The sequence below is a fragment of the Haoranjiania flava genome (assembly GCF_025631005.1).
Taxonomy (GTDB): Bacteria; Bacteroidota; Bacteroidia; order Chitinophagales; family Chitinophagaceae; genus Haoranjiania; species Haoranjiania flava.
On sequence record NZ_JAOTPL010000008.1, the window covers coordinates 23,413 to 41,054 of the forward strand.

Sequence of the window (17,642 nt, forward strand, 5' to 3'; positions counted from 1 at the left end):
AATTAATGACATAAATATGAATTTTATTTTCTAATACTTGTAAAAATCTGCCTGCTGACAAAATAGCACAATACCTATATGAAACAACAAAAATTATTTGATAGTCAATATTTTCCATGCGTTAATTGGTTTAAAAATTCAATTAGTGAATCAAATATCGTTTTAAACGGATCTGAGAGGTTCAAAAAACGCAGTTTTTACAACCGCTGTGGATTGGTTGGAAGTAACGGTTTGATATTTTTATCAGTACCCCTGGAAGGTGGCAGGAACAGGAATCAAAAAGAATTGTTTCGAAATGTTAAAATCTCCTATGCTGAAAGCTGGCGGAAAATTCACTTCCGAACCATAGAAAGCTGTTACGCAAATTCACCGTTCTATGCATTTTACAGAGATGATCTTGCTAAGCTGTTTGAAAAAAGATTTACCTATTTATATGATTTGAACCTGGAAATTATTAGGATTATATTATCCTACCTTCATAAAAATGAATTAGTTGTAGAGATTACTGATGATTACAACGATATGGGACCCGGTATCGGTTATTACCCCGATACTTATGAAACTGTAGAGCCTTCGCCCAGGTACACTCAGTTGTTTGAAGATAAGGTAGGCTTTAAGCCTAATGTAAGTATATTAGATTTGCTGTTTATGGAGGGAAATAACAGTTCAAATATCCTAAAATCAACTACTTAGATAGGTTAGTTAATATTTTCTACCGTTGAAATTTTACCGGATTTTTCGATACTGATGGTAGTCTCTGTTTGGTTCTCCACGATTGTCACCACGTAATTTTCAGTGCGGATATGGTTTTCTGCACTAAATACGCTGCCGTTTTCTGTTTGGATGTCAGCAGCTTGGTAAGCGCTGTATTGCAATTGCTCGTTTTGCAGCACTGTGTTCAAATCTTTAAAAGCACGGAGCAGTTCCGGGCTATTGTTTTTTAGCGTAACCGTGTATACCTCGGGGCTTTGTTTTTTACCAGGGTTATTGGCTTTTTCCGCAACAGGAGTTGCTGTCTTTTCTATCTTAGTTACAGCAGGTTTGGCCTGGGTGTTTTGCTTTGCTATTGGCTTGATAGCAGTTATTTCGCTGGAAACATTATTACTTTGATATTTTGCATCAACCTCTGCAACTGGTTCATTTACAAAGCTTTTAATTTCACTTCTATAAGCCGTTTGATATTGGTCCGCGGTTTGAGCCTTCCTGCCGGGATTTTGAGGAAGCAATCCCAAAAGCGAAAATGCAACGGTTGCCAGCAGCACTTTATAGTTCATAATTGAATGGCAGAAAGGTATTCCGTACAGTCTTTTTATCCTTTCCAGCAATTCAAATTGTGAGTTGCCGTTGGCAAAAACAGGGAGCGCAGACAGATTATTTTGCCTGGCAATAGATAGCAGAGCTTCTGAATAAATCATCCTGTCGTATTGAAAAGCTACTTCCTTGTCGCAAAGCATTTCTCTCTGCCTTCGGGCCTCATTTCCAATTGATTTAACTAAAGGATTGAAATATAATATCTTTTCTACAGTTACCTGCAATAAGTTGACCAGGTAATCATTGCGGCGGATGTGTATGATCTCGTGCAGAAGAATAGCTTCTACCTGTATGGGAGTTAGCTGTGTAAGCAAAGAAACGGGCAGAAAAATAGCTGGCTTCAGGAAACCGGTGACGAATGGTGCATCAGCAAACTCAGTTATCACCAGCTTTATCTTTTTTTGAATATTTAATTCTGCCGCCTTAGTGGTTATAAAATCAACTATCTGTTTATCAATGTGTTGACAGCAGCTACCTTTAATTATGTTATTTGCCCGGTTTTTATAGTTTACTATTGCCGGCAACAGGAACAGCAGATAGCCCAGGGTGATCCATGGCAATAAGCCCTGAATAGAAAAAGTTGCTGAAGTAGGAGCAGGAACTGATTGCCTGGCTGAAAAATAAATGATGTTAGATACGAACAGCAGGAAGATCAAGGCTTGACTGGCTAAAGCCAGGCCGTAAATTCTTTTAGAATTATGGGGAGATGCTTTCGTTACGCATGCAAAAATAACATATATACCGGCAGTCTGCCAAAGTATGTGTATGATGCTATAGCCTATCGCATTTAGGAGGTTCATTGGTTTTTTTCTTCTTTCAGCCGGTTGAGTAATTCCTGTATCTGATCCAATTCATCGGGTGAAGGTTTATTTTCCCCGAGTGCACGCATGATCAGGCTGGTAGATGATCCTTCAAAGACATTATCAATAATTTTACCAAGAAGGTTTTTTTGCAGGCTCTCCCGGGAAACCTTCGGTTGATAAATATGTGTTTTGGAATCGGTGTTCCTGGTTACCAGCTTTTTCTCATACATAATCTGCATAAGTTTTAGGGTGGTTGTGTAGCCGCAGTCCTTGGTTTCAGATATTATTTCATATACTTCCCGCACGCTTGCTTTTTTCTTCTGCCACAGTATGCGCAGAATTTCCAGCTCGCCGTCGGTTGGTTTTGTTTCTTTGCGATGATACATAGCTTACGAATTACTTCGTATCAAAAATAAAATATTATTTATGTATAAAAATGTAAAATCAGCCTGGCAGAACAATATTAACTTTTTGGTAAAGGAATAACCATCGTGCCTTAGGCCGACACAACCGGGAATGATTATTAATCAAAAAAGATCCCGATAATATCGGGGCAACTGAAAACAAATAGAAAAATACACATCAAAGGGGAAAATTGACTTTTATAATTTTAAACAATCACGTACTTTTATACATCTTATTCAGGAAAATAAAAGTAAAAATATATTTATAAGATTCAGGTATGCAAAGAAGAAAGTTTATTGAGCAGGCAGCGCTTGCCGGGGCGGCATTGACAGTAGCAAATTCAGCAGCGGCACAAACTGCTGCAGGTACTACACAACCCCAGCAGCAGACCTTTCCGGTAGTTCGTTACGCCACAGGCAGAAGAAAATTTAAGAGTGTAGCCGTAGAAAGCACTATTGACCAGGTAAAACAAAATATAAAAAATAAAGAACTGGCGTGGATGTTTGAAAATTGCTTTCCCAACACGCTTGACACTACGGTAGATTATACCACTATTGACGGCAAACCCGATACCTATGTGATCACCGGCGATATAGATGCTATGTGGCTGCGCGACAGCTCTGCGCAGGTATGGCCATATATACCACTGACCAAGAATGATAAAGAATTAAAGAGGTTGATTGAAGGTGTTATCCGCCGTCAGAACAAGTTTATTATTCTTGACCCGTACGCCAACGCATTTTTCAAAGATCCCAAAAAAGTAAGTGAATGGAAGGAAACCGACATTACGGACATGAAACCCGGCGTGCATGAAAGAAAATGGGAGGTAGACAGCCTTTGCTACCCGATACGCCTGGCATATGCTTACTGGAAAACCACAGGAGATACCGCGCCTTTCGATTCCTTATGGAAAGATGCCATGGTAGCCGTGGTAAAAACCTTTAAAGAGCAGCAGCGCTTTCAGGGAGCAGGGCCGTATAAATTCCAGCGTAAAACTTTCTGGGCTACAGACGGCGTGCCTATTGGCGGCTATGGCTATCCTGTAAAACCCAACGGGCTTATCTGTTCCATATTCAGGCCCAGCGATGATGCCACCATATATCCATACCTGATACCCAGCAATTTTTTTGCAGCCAGCGAGCTGGTACACCTGGCTGAGATGTGGGAGGCCATTTTTAAAGATGCAGAAAAAGCCAAAGAAGCCAGAGACCTCTCCAGGGATGTATTTACAGCATTAAGAAACTATGCTACCATTGTGCATCCGCAGTTCGGCAAAATGTATGCTTACGAAATAAATGGTTACGGCAGTTATAACTTAATGGATGACGGCAATGTACCGTCCCTGCTGGCTATGCCGTACCTGGGAAGTGTATTTCAGTCAGACCTGGTATACCAGAACACCAGGAAATATGTATTGTCCGAAGAGAATCCTTTCTTCTTCAAAGGAAAGGCCGCAGAAGGTGTGGGCAGCCCGCATACATTAATGAATAAGATCTGGCCGATGGCTATCATTATGCGCGGCATGACCTCCAGTGACCCGAAAGAAATTGCCAGCTGCCTGGAAATGTTGCGGACCACCCATGCCGGCACAGGATTTATGCATGAGAGCTTTGATAAAGATGCACCTATTGACTTTACAAGGAAATGGTTTGCCTGGGCCAATACCTTGTTCGGAGAGTTTATACTGAAAGTTTACAAAGAAAATAAAGCATTGCTGGACTATGTAAAACCTGCGGCAGTGTCGCCGTCGGCAAGCCCGGTGAAGCGCAAGGGAATATTTAATTTTTAATATATGCAGGATATAGAGCCTCATTACAATTGGCGTCATATCTATATTTCAGAGGATGATGCGCATTCTCCCTTCTTTGGACGGGAGTATAGCGAGTTTGAATATTCCAATACGGTATACAATTACTATATACATCCCCAGTGGGATGATTTTGGCAGCAGGACTTTGTATTGCAAAATAATTTTTGCAGACTATGATATGCACGTGGCCATTATAGAGCTGATAGGCGAGTGGAACGATGCCATTGAAAACGACATCATGACGCTGAAATATGAATTGCTGGATCCTATGCACAAAGAGGGCATCATACATTTTATTTTTATTGCAGAAAATGTATTGAATTTTCACAGCAACGGAAAAGACTATTATGAAGCGCTGTTTGAAGAGCTGAACGATGAAGGCGGATGGGCTGTAATGCTGAATCTCTCTGAACCTGCACAATACGAATACAAACTGGGCAAGCTGCATAATTATATTGAGCTGATGCAGATACACGAATGGCGTGTTTATAAACCGCATCATTTATTTAAAAAAATAGAATCTATCATTGACCAGAGATTAGATTTCAAATAAAGTATAATGATAAAATACACACCTGCGTTTTTAAAAAAGCTGGAAGATATTCTTACGGAATCAGCGTATACCGTGCGGTACGAACGGGGAAATTTTCAAAGCGGCTGGTGCCTGCTGGAGCGTAAGAGCGTGGTAGTGCTGAATAAATTTTTAGATACAGAAGGAAGGATCAATACATTGGCAGACATCATCCCGCAATTGGCTGTAAATTTTGATAAGCTCACACATGAATCACAAATCCTTTATGAGTTTTTACTGCAAGAGGCGGGAGCTGCGAATACAGGCAACACTGCTGAAACACAATTAAACTTAAACAATATGTCAAATTTATCCGTAACAAAAAAAGACTGGGGTACAATCAACGACCAGCAGGTTTCTATTTATGAATTAAACAACGGTACTGTAAAAGTGTTTGTAAGTAATTACGGCGGCACCATCCAGTCAATTGAAGCGCCGGACAAAAACGGCCGGATACACAATATTGTTGCGGGCTACCACACGGCCGAAGAATACCGCGATGATAATGACTATTACCTTGGTGCGCTGGTAGGCCGTTATGCCAACCGGATAGCCGATGGCAAATTTACCATAGCCGGTGAATCTTATACGCTCCCTGTGAACAATGGCCCCAACAGCCTCCATGGAGGTATTGACGGGTTTCACAGGAAAGTATGGGAAGTAACAGGCCAACAGGAAACAGCCACTGAAGCTTCTGTAACTATGGAATATACCAGCAAAGACGGCGAAGAAGGCTACCCGGGCAATTTGCAGGTACAGGTAACTTATGCACTAAGCGTTGAAAATAAATTGAAGATACAGTACCGCGCTACCACTGACAAGGCTACACCTGTAAGCCTTACCAACCACAGCTACTTTAATCTCAATGGTTTTGAAGATGTGGTCACCGGGCATGAGCTTAAAATTAACGCTGAAAGCTATACCAAAAAGAACGAGAACAATGTACCGGCAGGTGAATTGGAATTCCTGGACAAAGACCATCCATTGTATTTCGGAGAATTTACGAAGCTGGAAAAAAATATTGATCAGTTTGCCGAAGACAGGGGCTTCGACCATAATTATGTGCTCACCATGCAGCCCTTTCAGCAACTGCTGGAAGCCGCAGAGTTAAGAGACCCTCAATCCGGCAGGTATTTAAAAGTATATACAGATCAGCCGGGTTTACAGATCTATACAGCTAACTGGTTTGACGGATCGCGCAAAGGAACACACAGCAAACCCTACGGAAAGTACGATGCTATTGCCCTGGAAACACAAGCTTTCCCCAACAGTCCAAATGTGCCTGCATTTCCCAACAGTATTCTGCAGCCGGGAGAAGAATATAGCTCTACTACGGTTTATGAAATAGGGGTGGAGTAAATGATAATAAAAAACTGAATGTAACTGCCGGCGCGTATGTGCCGGCAGTTTTTTAAGACTAATCAGGTAAGTAGTGAGTAGCAGCGCGGTTGATTATATGTGCAGGCCTTAAAGCCGCATTAAATATACATTTATACGCACTGTAGTTAACTGCTGTAAAAAGCAAAATATCAGCTCAACAAATGCGGTTTGTGTTTTAAAGTGTTCCACAACAACTCACCAAAGAGCGTGTTTGTCCAGGCAAACCATGAACGTGTAAAGTTCTTAGGATCGTCTTTATGAAAAGACTCGTGCATAAAGCCCGTATTGCCATGAGTTTTCTTCAGCGTGTCAATACACCACTTAATTTCCTTATCGTCATTGGAAGTAAGGGCTTTCATGATGATGCTCATCGGCCATATCATATCTTTTCCAATGTGCGGGCCGCCGATACCCTCGGCTGTGGTTCCTTTATAGAAATGTGGGTTATCTTTTGACCATATAAATTTTCTTGTATTCACATATACCGGATCGGTGCGTTGAACACCTTTTAAATACGGCATCGCTAGCAGGCTGGGCACGTTTGCATCGTCCATGAGATTATAACTGTGGAATCCATCTACTTCAAAAGCATAAATTTTTCCATACTTCGGATGATTGAAAACAGCATATTCTTTCAAAGCTTTTTCTACTTCCTCGGCTAATGCCAGAAGTTCGCCTGCAAGTTTTGTATTTTTGCGAATAGCGCTCATCATTTCAGCTGCCTGGCGCAAACTGGTAACGGCAAAGAAGTTGGAAGGCACTAAAAAAGAAAAGATGCTTGCGTCATCGCTCGGCCTGAATGCAGAAACGATTAGTCCTACAGGGTTTACCGGATTTCCATAACCATGCATCGGTAAGGAGTCGGTGGGGTTTTGCGTGCGGCGCTGGAATTTATAAGGGCCGTTGCCGTCTTTTCTTTGCTGTTCCTTAAATGTTTTGAGCGTAGCTTTGATGGCTTCCTCCCATTTTGTGTCAAACGGCGCTGTATCGCCTGTTTCTTTCCAGTAGCCATGGGCCAGCCGTATCGGGTAGCAGAGGCTGTCTATCTCCCATTTTCTTTCATGCACGCCGGGTTGCATATCAGTGAAATCGCTGAACCATTCGCCTTTTTTGTCAGGATCATTGTAAAATGCGTTGGCGTACGGGTCTTTTAAAATAAACTCTGTCTGCTTGTTGATAACGCCGGCTATCAATTTCTTCAGGGGCGCATCTCTTCGTACAAATTCCAGGTAAGGATACACCTGTGCTGAACTGTCTCTGAGCCACATAGCATCTATATCACCGGTAATTACATAGGTGAACGGTTTCCCCTTTTTTTCGCTGTAATAAACGGTGGTATCCAGCGTGTTGGGATAGCAGTTTCCAAAAAGCCATGCCAATTCACGATCTTTTACTTTTGAGCTGAATGTTTTGATGGCATCTTCCACGCTTCTGCTGGTAAAATGCCTTTTGGAAGACGGCACACGTACAGTGGGGAAGTTATTCTGATTTTCTGCTGCAAAACTAAATTTGTTCACTGCCAGGCCTACCCCTAAAATACCTGCCTTCTGTACAAAATCTCTTCTTTTCATAATTTTGATTAATAATAAATAAAATAAATGCCTACGCTATAATTTGTAATCTGTAATCTGTAATTTGTAATCTGTAATTCTAATTATTGAACAATGCCTTCCTTCTGAAGGCTTGCCATTGCCTCAATGAGCATCATGCCGCTCAATTGCGTAGAAAGGTCAATTGTGCCGGCCGGCATACTGTTCCAGTCAGGGCTTATTAATAAGGTCTGGTGATTGATACCTGAACTATTTAATTTTTGAGCATTGTTAAGTAAGAAATTTACCATCGTTTTTTTATCTGATTCGCTAAGGTCTTTATTTTGTACCAGTTTTACAAAATATCGCACAAAAATCCCTTTAAACAACCCGCCGTCGCCCTGTCCTTCCGGCTTTAAAATGCCGCCGGGGGCTACCTGGCTGCTGCGCATAGAAGTTCTTGCTGTTCTAATGGCATCGTCAAGGTACTTTTTGTCTTTTGTATCGGCATACATTTCCAGGGCAGCGCCAATAAACAAGCCCTGATTGTAGGTGTAAATTGCTTTTTCCATTCCCCCCTGATTATTTGGATTAACGCCGTCCCAAACAATACCCGTCACCGGATCTATCAGATTAGAGCGAAGCCAGTCGTAAAGCATTACGGCAGTGTCTTTGTAATGTTGATCCCCGGTTGACCGTGCAAGACGCAGGCCCATGATGATCGCGGGCCCGTTGGCAGGCGTGTTTTTGAAGTAGAGGCGGTGTTTAGCCCATCCGAGGCTTCTGCCCTGAATGTCGTTGATGCCTGTAAGAATATCCTGCCACAGTGTTTTTACAATATCAAGTTGCAACGTATTTTTACTAAGATCGTAGGCTCTTAAAGTAGAAAGCCCCAGCCATCCCATGTCGTCATAAAAATCATTAATGAGCGTGTTGCGGCGTACAGGATTTGTTTCCCTCATGCCTGTGAGCAGGCTGTTTACGCGCTGCATGTATACATCATTGCCTGTGCGTTCATAGGCATCTACCAGCACATCCACGGCGTGCGCGTTGTGCCAGTAATGAAAGGTTTGGTTGCCGGCATTGTCCTGCGCATAATATTTCCCATTTTGCGCCAGAAAATCTGAATGGAGTTTATTCTGCAAAGAGTCGGCTAAAGCTGCCCAGTTGTAGGTATAAGTATTCTGGCCATTATTGTCAATAGGATATAAAGGCTGCACCTTTGTTTTGGTACAGGCGCACTGAGTGAACAATACGATGCTTGAAAGTGTAATGATCAACAGTTTGCCGTTTAATTTCAATTTTTTCATGTATATAGTTATTTGTTTTTTAGTTGCCACATGGAATAACCATTTTTTTAGATTCAATACTCATTCCCGGTTGGTATAGATGCTCAATCTTTATGGTTATTTCATATCAAAATTTAATTTTTTTCGGCTGGCGATGAAGCCAGCCGGCTTTTCAATATTTTATTTTACGATGATGGAATGAGTGTATTGTGGAATGGCGGCTCTAAAGTCAAGAATTACATCCACATTTTTCATATCGGCATTGCCATCAAATTTGAAAGAATTATCCCAATCATGGTTAGAAACCTCATAAAGATACCAATAAGAAGCAGGCGTTCCGCTGTTCGGTCGCTGATTGTCGCGGTTTGAACTGCCAAACCAAAGGTCAGACTCGTTTCCTGCAAGATCTCTGAGTTTCATTCTGAATTTATACCGTTCATCTCTTCCCCAGCTTTCCTGCTTAAATATAATAGATACATTCTCTTTTTTCCAGATACCATTACCGGCATAAGGAATTTCTGTAAGGAACCTGCCAAACGGCGGGAACCACAGCCCTATAGATTGTACAGTTTGCACCGTTGCGGAAGCATTGGTAAAATCAAGCGTGATTCTGAAAGCATTGTTTCCGCCGCTGACAGAAGCTGCGTTGTTGCTTTTTATAATTTTGTTTCCTTCAATTGCGTAAGAAACCGGAGTGCCTGTGGTTCTGTCAACCAGCTTGTACTCTCCATTTTTTAATGAAGTGAAAATCTCAAATTTGCCATCGGCTGTTTGTTTAAAAGGAATAGCTTTTGCTATGTTGTCGCCGGCTTCTGTAGCTGACCCGTAAAGATAAAGCTCAGGCGGAAGATCTGTAAAGCCTGGCAGGCGCTGTACATCAAACACACGAGACACAGCAGCAATTTTTTGATTTACTCCTTTAGAGGAAGCCACTGTCCACTTGATTTTGCCCACGGCTTCCGGTTCAATACCGGCTAAAGAAGCGATCCTGTTTAAGTCCGCATGTTTAAGCGTGAGTACGTTGTACATGCCGTTATTATCTGAGGGCATTACATACACCGGGTTAGAAAAGTCGCCGGCTTCACGATCAAAAAGCACTTCATAAAGTACCATGCCTCCGTCTTCGGCTTTTGCTTGCTCCCACTCGAAAGTGAGGGTGCTGTTGGGAGAGGTCATTTTAATGAATTTATTTTCTGAAGGAGCATAAAGATTTTTTACTTCCGTTACCTGCAGGCTGCTCAGCGAATGATCTTTCTTACAGGAAATAAAGAAAGACATTATGCCCAGCAAGGATAAAAAGATTAAGAGATTCTGTTTCATTTTATATCGTTTTTAATATTAATAATTACCAGTTAGGGTTTTGGGTTAAATTGGGGTTGATGTTTCGTTCCTGGCGCGGTATTGGCCACAGGTAATGTTTGGCAGGATCAAAGACTCTTTGCTGCACTCTCAGGTAACCATTATCAACAGAAGCAGGGCCAAATTTAGCGCCGTGCACCCATCCGTTCAGCACCTGGCCGGCTATGCGCCATCTTTTGATGTCAAAAATTCGGAGGCTTTCCAGTACCAGTTCTGTTCTTCTTTCGTTGCGGATAATTTCCCTTATCTGTGCATTGCTGAGAGCGGCATTGAAATTCAGCGCTTCAGCAGCCGTAAATCCTGCTCTTTGGCGGATGGCCCTGATGGTTTTGTTCCAGACCTCTTCTGTCATCTGTCCCAATTCATTTTTTGCTTCGGCATACATAAGAAGAATGTCGGCATACCTCATAATGATCAGGTTTAAGCCCGAACGGAAGTTTGTGCCTGAATTGAGGTCGTAATATTTTCTAAAGTAATAACCGGTAGGCGAGGATGATGAGCCTGGCCTGTATTCATCGGCTGCATTTCCGTTCTCATCTCTTACCGGATCTGTACCGGGACGCGTATAGATTGTTTTAAAACTTCCATCGGGACGCTGCCACTGGTAACCATGATAAACAACGGTTGCCGTTAATCGCGGATCGCGGTTTACATACGGTTCGTTTTCGTTGTAGCCTGAAGCCGGATCGGTAATGCGTTTTCCATTCATCATCAGATAGCTATCTACCAATTCTTGTGTTGGTGCCAGCGAATTCAGTCGGGCGCCGACCGAGAGCGGGGCAATATCGAAAAACGTGTTGTAAGAAACATTGGGCTGCACGTACTGAAAATCGAAGATGACTTCTGAATTGAACTCATTGGCTTCTTCAAAAAGACCTGCATACGATGGAAAGAGGCTATAAGCACCGTTGGCCGTAGAGGTAATCAGTTTTTCTGTTTCCGCTATTACCTGCTGCCAGTTGCTTTCAAGTAGGTGCACTCTTGCCTTCATGCCTATAACGGCTCCTCTTGTGATCTTTCCTCTTTCATTTTGAGGATACTGTACGGGAAGAGTACTTTCAATGGCATCCAGTTCGCTTAGCACAAAGCTGATCACTTGCTGGTGCGGAGAACGGCTGATTGTCTTAGAGTCATTAAAGTTGATAACCGTGTTGAAAAGGGGCACATCGCCAAACCATGTTGCCAGGTGAAAGTAAGCAAAAGCTCTGATGAACCTGGCTTCTGCTTTCATTCTTTCTTTCAGGGCTTCATCCATATTGGGCACCTTGTCAATGTTTTCGAGAAGCATGTTGGCGTTACGTATCGACTGATAGCGCCGGAACCATTCGTTTGAAAATCTTCCATGGCCAGCATCTGCTACGCCCGAGGCAATGGATGCGGCTCCCTGTACATCTCCGCGAAGATTAACAGCATTATCGGAAAGCGCTTCGTTGTAAAAATACCTTTCGGCATCAGCCATGTTGTGATAAGCGTCGTTTAAAAAGCTTTGTGCTTTTTGGCTATTGGTCCAATAATTTTCTTCCGTAAACTGGTTGGTGGGGTAAAGATCCAGTTTATTCATACAGGAAGATAACGAAAGGATGCCGGCGGCAACAAACATTATTTTGTATGTTTTCATTATTTTCATGTGTGTATATTTTATTTGTTTTTCAGTTGTCACATGGAATAACCATTTTTTTAGATTCCATATTCATTCCCGGTTGGTATAGATTCTTAATCTTTATGGTTATTTCATGTGTATATTTTTTATTTTTTCTTTATGGTCACATGGAATAGTCTTTATTCATCCGCGGTTGGTATGCACCTATGCTTATGGCTATTTCATGTGTGTATATATTTATTTGTTTTTTAGTTGCCACATGGAATAACCATTTTTTTTAGATTCAATACTCATTCACGGTTGGTATAGATTCCTAATGTTTATGGTTATTTCATGTGTGTATATTTATTCTATCAGGTAATCGATTTTGCAAATGCTCTCATCATCTTTATAAAGTAATATCAATTCCAAATCCATAATATATGGGTGTAGGGTATGCTCTTGCACTGTTTGCGCCATCGTTTATGAGATTATTATTAAACTCTGTTGTTTCCGGGTCCATAAAATTGAGCTTGGAAAACGTGAGTAAATTTTGCACTGACACATATGCGCGCAGGCCTTTCAGCTTTGCTTTGTCAAGCACTGTCTTAGGCAGTGAATAACCCAATTGGATGTTTTTCACTCTCAGGTAAGCAGCGTCGAATAAATACATATCGGAGCCCTGGCGATAGTTGTTGGTAACAGACTGGCTTCCTGCCGCTGCTATGCGCGGGAAACGCGCATCCGTGTTGAAAGGTGTCCAGAAGTCAAGCTGGTGTTTATACATTATCTGTGCATAATTGAAGTGAAACGGCTCTATAAGTTCACCTCTAAGCGCCGCGGTTCTTTTACCTACACCCTGCAGAAATACCATCAGGTCAATTCCTTTGAAAGTAACATTGTAAGTCAACCCGTAATTTAGTCTCGGAAAGCCGTTACCCAGAATGAACAGATCAGCATCATTGATTACTCCGTCCTGGTTATAATCCACATACTTATTATCGCCGATGCCAACTGTTAAGCCTGCGGGGCGCGGAGCGTTGAGCACATCGTCCAGATTTTGTATGTAGCCGTCTCTTTTATATCCTACATAAGAGCGGAAAGGAACGCCTTCTTTTAGAATAATGCGCATTTCTTCCGCGCCACGTATTTCTGTATTTCCACCAAAATCCAATACTTTGTTTTTGTTATCGCCGAGGTTAAAGCTGATGCGGTGATTGAAGAGCCTGCCTGCTTTGTTATAGGTAGCGTTGATCTCCCATCCCTCATTTCTCAACTTCCCTGCATTATAATCAGGAAAAGTAGCGCCAAATGTTCCCGGCACGGCAGGAGGGATAAGAATGTCTGAAGTAATCCTGTTGAAATAATCGAAAGACAATTCCAGTGCACGGTTAAAGAAGGTTGCATCAATACCAATATTGGTTGTTGCAGATTTTTCCCAACTGATGTCGGGATTGTTGGGCCTAACGCCTGTACCGCCTACAGGAATATTGTTGAATGCATAAGCATTGTTGTACAGAAGATATCTGTATAAATATTGATAATTGTCAATGTTCTGGTTACCTAAAATACCGTATGAACCTCTCAGCTTAAGATCGCCGACATTTTGCTTGTAGGCCTGCATAAAATCTTCATTTGTGATGCGGTAGCCCAGCGAAATAGAAGGGAAGAAGCCCCAGCGGTTGTAGCCAGGAAATCTGGAAGATCCGTCGAAGCGGAAGCTGAATTCGCCATAATATTTATTGCTGTAGTTATAAGATGCCCTGCCGAAAAAAGAGTTCAGGCTGTTTTGGTTATTGTCAGATAATGAATTGTATGAATCCGTCCATACAACCGTGCCATCGCCGGGAATACCCAGTTCAGGATCAGTGAATTTTTTATGTACTCCGTTAGCAAAATAATTATATGACTCATTGGATGCGCCTAACAAAAGAGAAGTGTTGTGTACACCAAATCTTTTCTTAGCTTCTAACAGCAATTGTGTATTGTAGAAAACGCCTTTAGAGTTTCTGTCCCACACGTCACGATCAGCATTGGCAGTACCGCGGGGATAAAAATTAACCTGCATCAGGCGCTCTACCTGGTGGTTTGCTGTTTGATCGAAGCCAAAAACGCCTCTGATGTTGAGCCAGTCTGTGATATCGTAAGCGGCAATAAAATTGCCCAGTATATTATCATTGTTATAATTCCTGTATCCTCCTGCCTCCAGAAGACCCAGCGGGCTAAACTCTGTGAGCACGTCGTTGATCAGGTATCTGCCAAGACTATCTTTCAAAAGATAATAAGGCGGCAACCTTCGGGCGTCTGCAATCAGGTTTGACGTGAAGTTAGAGTGGTCTTTGCCAAAGCTCTTATTGTAGGCAATGTTTGTCGTTAATTTTACCTTGCCGATTGTATTGGTCATGTTTACACGGAAGTTGTATCTTTCCCATCCTTTTCTGGGGCCTACGAGGTTGCTTTCCTGATTGGTATAGCCGCCGGAAACGAGGAATGTGGTTCTTTCATTGCCCCCGCTTACGCTGATGTTGTGATTGTGCTGTATGGCATTTTTCAAAATCGTGTAGAGCGCCCATTCATAATCACCCTGCTGCTGCCTTTCCCTGATCTGTTGTGGCGAAAATACCGGTGCATTGCCTGCGTTGATCTCTGACTGGTTTCTTAGAATCATATTCTCATAGCCTTTTACGGGCTTGTATGGAATGTTGGGCACCTGCACGCCTACAAGCCCATTGTAGTTGACAGTAACCGGGGTATTGCGTCTTCCGAATTTTGTAGTGATCAATATTACGCCATTGGCAGACCTGGAGCCGTAAATAGCAGCTGTGCCGGCATCTTTCAATACAGAAACATTATCAATATCAGCAGGATTCAGCAGGTTGATATCGCCGCCAACAACACCATCAATCACCACTAATGGTGAATTATCCTGCATAGAATTAATGCCGCGGATGTTGATGTTCATTGCACCGCCCGGCTCCATGTTGCGCTGCTGGATAATGAGCGCCGGCGAAGTACCCTGTAAGGCTTGTGTGGTATTAACGGCCGGCTTCCCCTGGATGGCTTCTGCTGCTACCTTGTCCAGCGCGCCCACCACATCTGCACGCCTTTGCGTGCCATAACCTACAACTACCACTTCTCCCAGTTCGGCAGCCTGCTCGGCAAGACGGATCATTACCGTGTTTTTTCCTGGGGTGTTGATCCTGTAATTGATCAATGAATCAGCTGCATAACCAACATACTCAAAAAACAGATCATAAGTGTTGCCAGGCGTCACGTTGGGATAATTAAAAATCCCTTCTGTATTGGTTGTAGTAAAATGGCTTTCACCGGTATCATCATGAACAACCCTGATGGAAACCCCGGATAATGGTTCTCCGTTGACAGTGAGAACGGTCCCCTCTATTGCTGTTTTTTCCTGTGCATGCACAAATGCAGCAGAAAGGCATAGCAACAACGAGGTTATGATCATTTTGTGCTTACTTTTCATGTGTATATTTATTTGTTTTTTCCAGTTGCCACATGGAATAGCCTTTATTCATTCGCGGTTGGTGTGCGACCTTGTTTATGGCTATTTCATGTGTATATTTATTTGTTTTTTCCAGTTGCACATGGAATAGCCTTTATTCATTTGCGGTTGGTGTGCAACCTTGTTTATGGCTATTTCATGTGTATATAATTTATTTGTTTTTCAGTTGTCACATGGAATAACCATTTTTTTAGATTCAATACTCATTCCCGGTGGGTATGATGCTCAATCTTATGGTTATTTCATTCCTTTATATTTTATTTTATTGTTTTTAATAGCCTGATATTTTTGTTTTGGGCCAGATGGAGTTACTTTCAGTGAACTTCCTTTCCCCATATAATCATTGCGGTGCGCCGCTTTGCGGCTGTTTTTAATTGCCACATGGAATAAGCTTATTCATCCGCGGTTGGTATGCTGCATTCTTATCACTATTGCATATGTGTATTTCCTGTGGTCCCACATAGATATCGGTATGTACTTTAGATGTATACGCGTCCACCGTTGGCGTCACCTCAGGCGAAATGGTTATTCATTTATAAATCAAAAATCTTTCTGCAATGACAGAATACTGCAGATCGTTTATTTTACACAAATGTTTTATTGATTTATCTACAGGGAGATTGTGGTATATTTTCCCGGTAAATAAATTTTGCGAAATGCCTTCCTCCATCTGTATCTGTATCTGGTGATACTTCTTTAGCTCGCCGAAAACTTCCTGAATAGTAGCATACCTGAATTCTATATATTCTTTATTTACAAAAATTTCTTTTTTAAATTTTGTATCAGCCGTTACGGAAACTTTTACAGCCGGAGTGGTGTATAAATTATTCCTGATGAATGGCTGCACGCTGCTTTGCCGTGCCGCCGGAGGATCTGAGACCAAAGATTTTTGTTTCATGAAAATAGTATCGTTCTCAGGGCTACGCTTCAACATGAATTGCAGATTATTCAATTCGCTTATTTTCCTGATGATGGTTTCGATGGAATCTTTTAGATAAATTTTGCCGGTAAACTGGCTGTTGGAAAGTATGGCTTTATCAACCACAATTTTTACATTGAAATAATTTTCCAGTATGGCAAAAACATCCGTCACCGGCGTATAAGAAAATTGCAGCGCATATTCATTGATGTTTACCACAGCGGCTTCTTTTTTGATCTGGTTTAATGCACCTGTTTCTTGCGCAATTCGCTTCTGCAAGGTATTATCATGCAACGCAGTAGTGCCGGCAATTTTGTTGACAATAAAATCCTGATTGGGGTAGAGTACCACATCCTTAAAAGTAAAATCCGCTGAAACAGGGCTTACCAGCACTTTTCCTTCTACAAGTTTTACGCTGATAATGTTTTCATTTGTTTGATTGCAAACCCAGAATTCGGTTCCCAGAGCGGTAATGCCCACACCGCCCTCATGCACTTTGAATGGATGCTGCGCGTCTTTAGACACTTTGAAATAAGCATCCCCTTTGAGATAAATATTTCTTGCTTTTGTGAAACTGGAAAGATATTTTATTTCCGCTTTTGGCTTTAAAATTACTGTTGAGCCATCAGGAAGCTGCACATGCATTGCTTCACTACCGGTGTTTGCAATTGTTTTTTGAAATTGGTTGATGAAAGAGCCGTCAATGGTTTGCGCAAGCTCGCCGGAAAGCTGGGGTAAAACGCTTTCTTTATCGTTTCTGATAAAAAATAAGGCAATAAAAAAGCCTGTAATGCACGCTGCTGCAAGTGCTTTAAAGAAAATTTTTCCGGTCGCCGGTTTATCGATGTTTTTGAAAACTTTTGCTTTTATCCTTGTTTTCACGCGGGCGGGCAGGTGAAAATTACCTGAGGCAATAGATTCAAATTCACTTTGGTCCAAATACTTTTCTAAAAGCTCAGGATACTTTTCTAAAATATCCAATACTTGTTCTGCTTCTTCTGCAGAACATTTATTGTCTATAAATCGCCTGATTAATGTGTCGAATGATTCGTTCATCAAACATAATAACGTGCTACCTTACAAATTCCCTATTGTTTTAAAAAAAAGCTGGATTACTTGTTGAAAAAAAGAATCAAACCTATAGTGTATGGCGCAGAACTCA

Annotated in this window: 13 protein-coding genes; 4 read left to right on the forward strand and 9 right to left on the reverse strand. The window is 41.8% G+C overall.

The annotated features are described in order from the left end of the window. Nucleotides 1-78: 78 nt before the first annotated feature. On the forward strand, nt 79-693 hold the full coding sequence (locus OD355_RS07075; RefSeq protein ID WP_263037759.1) for a WbqC family protein: 615 nt from the start codon (nt 79-81) through the stop codon (nt 691-693). Nucleotides 694-698: 5 nt separating this feature from the next. Here OD355_RS07075 and OD355_RS07080 read toward each other — a convergent pair whose 3' ends face one another. Both OD355_RS07080 and OD355_RS07085 read right to left on the reverse strand, forming a co-directional pair. Beyond that, nucleotides 699-2,111, reverse strand: coding sequence for a M56 family metallopeptidase (locus OD355_RS07080; RefSeq protein ID WP_263037760.1), 1,413 nt, complete (start codon nt 2,109-2,111; stop codon nt 699-701). Next, entirely contained in the window at nt 2,108-2,500 is a 393-nt protein-coding gene (locus OD355_RS07085) for a BlaI/MecI/CopY family transcriptional regulator (protein ID WP_263037761.1), read from the reverse strand. Before OD355_RS07085 ends, OD355_RS07080 begins: the two co-directional genes overlap by 4 nt. Before the next feature lie 296 nt (nt 2,501-2,796). Here OD355_RS07085 and OD355_RS07090 point away from each other — a divergent pair, with 296 nt between their 5' ends. The 3 genes from OD355_RS07090 to OD355_RS07100 are packed head-to-tail and all read left to right on the forward strand — an operon-like array spanning nt 2,797 to nt 6,258. Next, a complete protein-coding gene (locus OD355_RS07090; protein ID WP_263037762.1) occupies nt 2,797-4,308 on the forward strand; it encodes a glycoside hydrolase family 125 protein in 1,512 nt (503 codons plus the stop codon). 3 nt (nt 4,309-4,311) lie between these two features. Further along, complete coding sequence (locus OD355_RS07095) at nt 4,312-4,881, forward strand: hypothetical protein (protein ID WP_263037763.1); 570 nt, start codon at nt 4,312-4,314, stop codon at nt 4,879-4,881. A 6-nt stretch (nt 4,882-4,887) separates the two neighbouring features. Next, the gene (locus OD355_RS07100; protein WP_263037764.1) at nt 4,888-6,258 is read left to right on the forward strand and encodes an aldose epimerase family protein; all 1,371 of its coding nucleotides are present in this window, start codon (nt 4,888-4,890) and stop codon (nt 6,256-6,258) included. A 170-nt stretch (nt 6,259-6,428) separates the two neighbouring features. Here the strand turns inward: OD355_RS07100 and OD355_RS07105 are convergent, their stop codons facing one another. From OD355_RS07105 to OD355_RS07135, 7 genes are all read right to left on the reverse strand, one after another. After that, nucleotides 6,429-7,850 (reverse strand): glycoside hydrolase family 125 protein, encoded by a 1,422-nt coding sequence (locus OD355_RS07105; protein ID WP_263037765.1) that lies wholly within the window; start codon nt 7,848-7,850, stop codon nt 6,429-6,431. Nucleotides 7,851-7,933: 83 nt separating this feature from the next. Beyond that, the gene (locus OD355_RS07110) at nt 7,934-9,118 is read right to left on the reverse strand and encodes a glycoside hydrolase family 76 protein (RefSeq protein ID WP_263037766.1); all 1,185 of its coding nucleotides are present in this window, start codon (nt 9,116-9,118) and stop codon (nt 7,934-7,936) included. A 159-nt stretch (nt 9,119-9,277) separates the two neighbouring features. Further along, entirely contained in the window at nt 9,278-10,417 is a 1,140-nt protein-coding gene (locus OD355_RS07115) for a SusE domain-containing protein (RefSeq protein ID WP_263037767.1), read from the reverse strand. 25 nt (nt 10,418-10,442) lie between these two features. After that, nucleotides 10,443-12,083 carry a RagB/SusD family nutrient uptake outer membrane protein gene (locus OD355_RS07120; protein ID WP_263037768.1) on the reverse strand — a complete coding sequence of 547 codons (1,641 nt, stop codon included), beginning with the start codon at nt 12,081-12,083 and terminating at the stop codon, nt 10,443-10,445. A gap of 361 nt (nt 12,084-12,444) precedes the next feature. Next, a complete protein-coding gene (locus OD355_RS07125; RefSeq protein ID WP_263037769.1) occupies nt 12,445-15,522 on the reverse strand; it encodes a SusC/RagA family TonB-linked outer membrane protein in 3,078 nt (1,025 codons plus the stop codon). 276 nt (nt 15,523-15,798) lie between these two features. Then, nucleotides 15,799-15,942 carry a hypothetical protein gene (locus tag OD355_RS07130; RefSeq protein ID WP_263037770.1) on the reverse strand — a complete coding sequence of 48 codons (144 nt, stop codon included), beginning with the start codon at nt 15,940-15,942 and terminating at the stop codon, nt 15,799-15,801. A 148-nt stretch (nt 15,943-16,090) separates the two neighbouring features. Continuing rightward, complete coding sequence (locus OD355_RS07135) at nt 16,091-17,536, reverse strand: FecR family protein (protein WP_263037771.1); 1,446 nt, start codon at nt 17,534-17,536, stop codon at nt 16,091-16,093. Nucleotides 17,537-17,642: the final 106 nt, after the last annotated feature.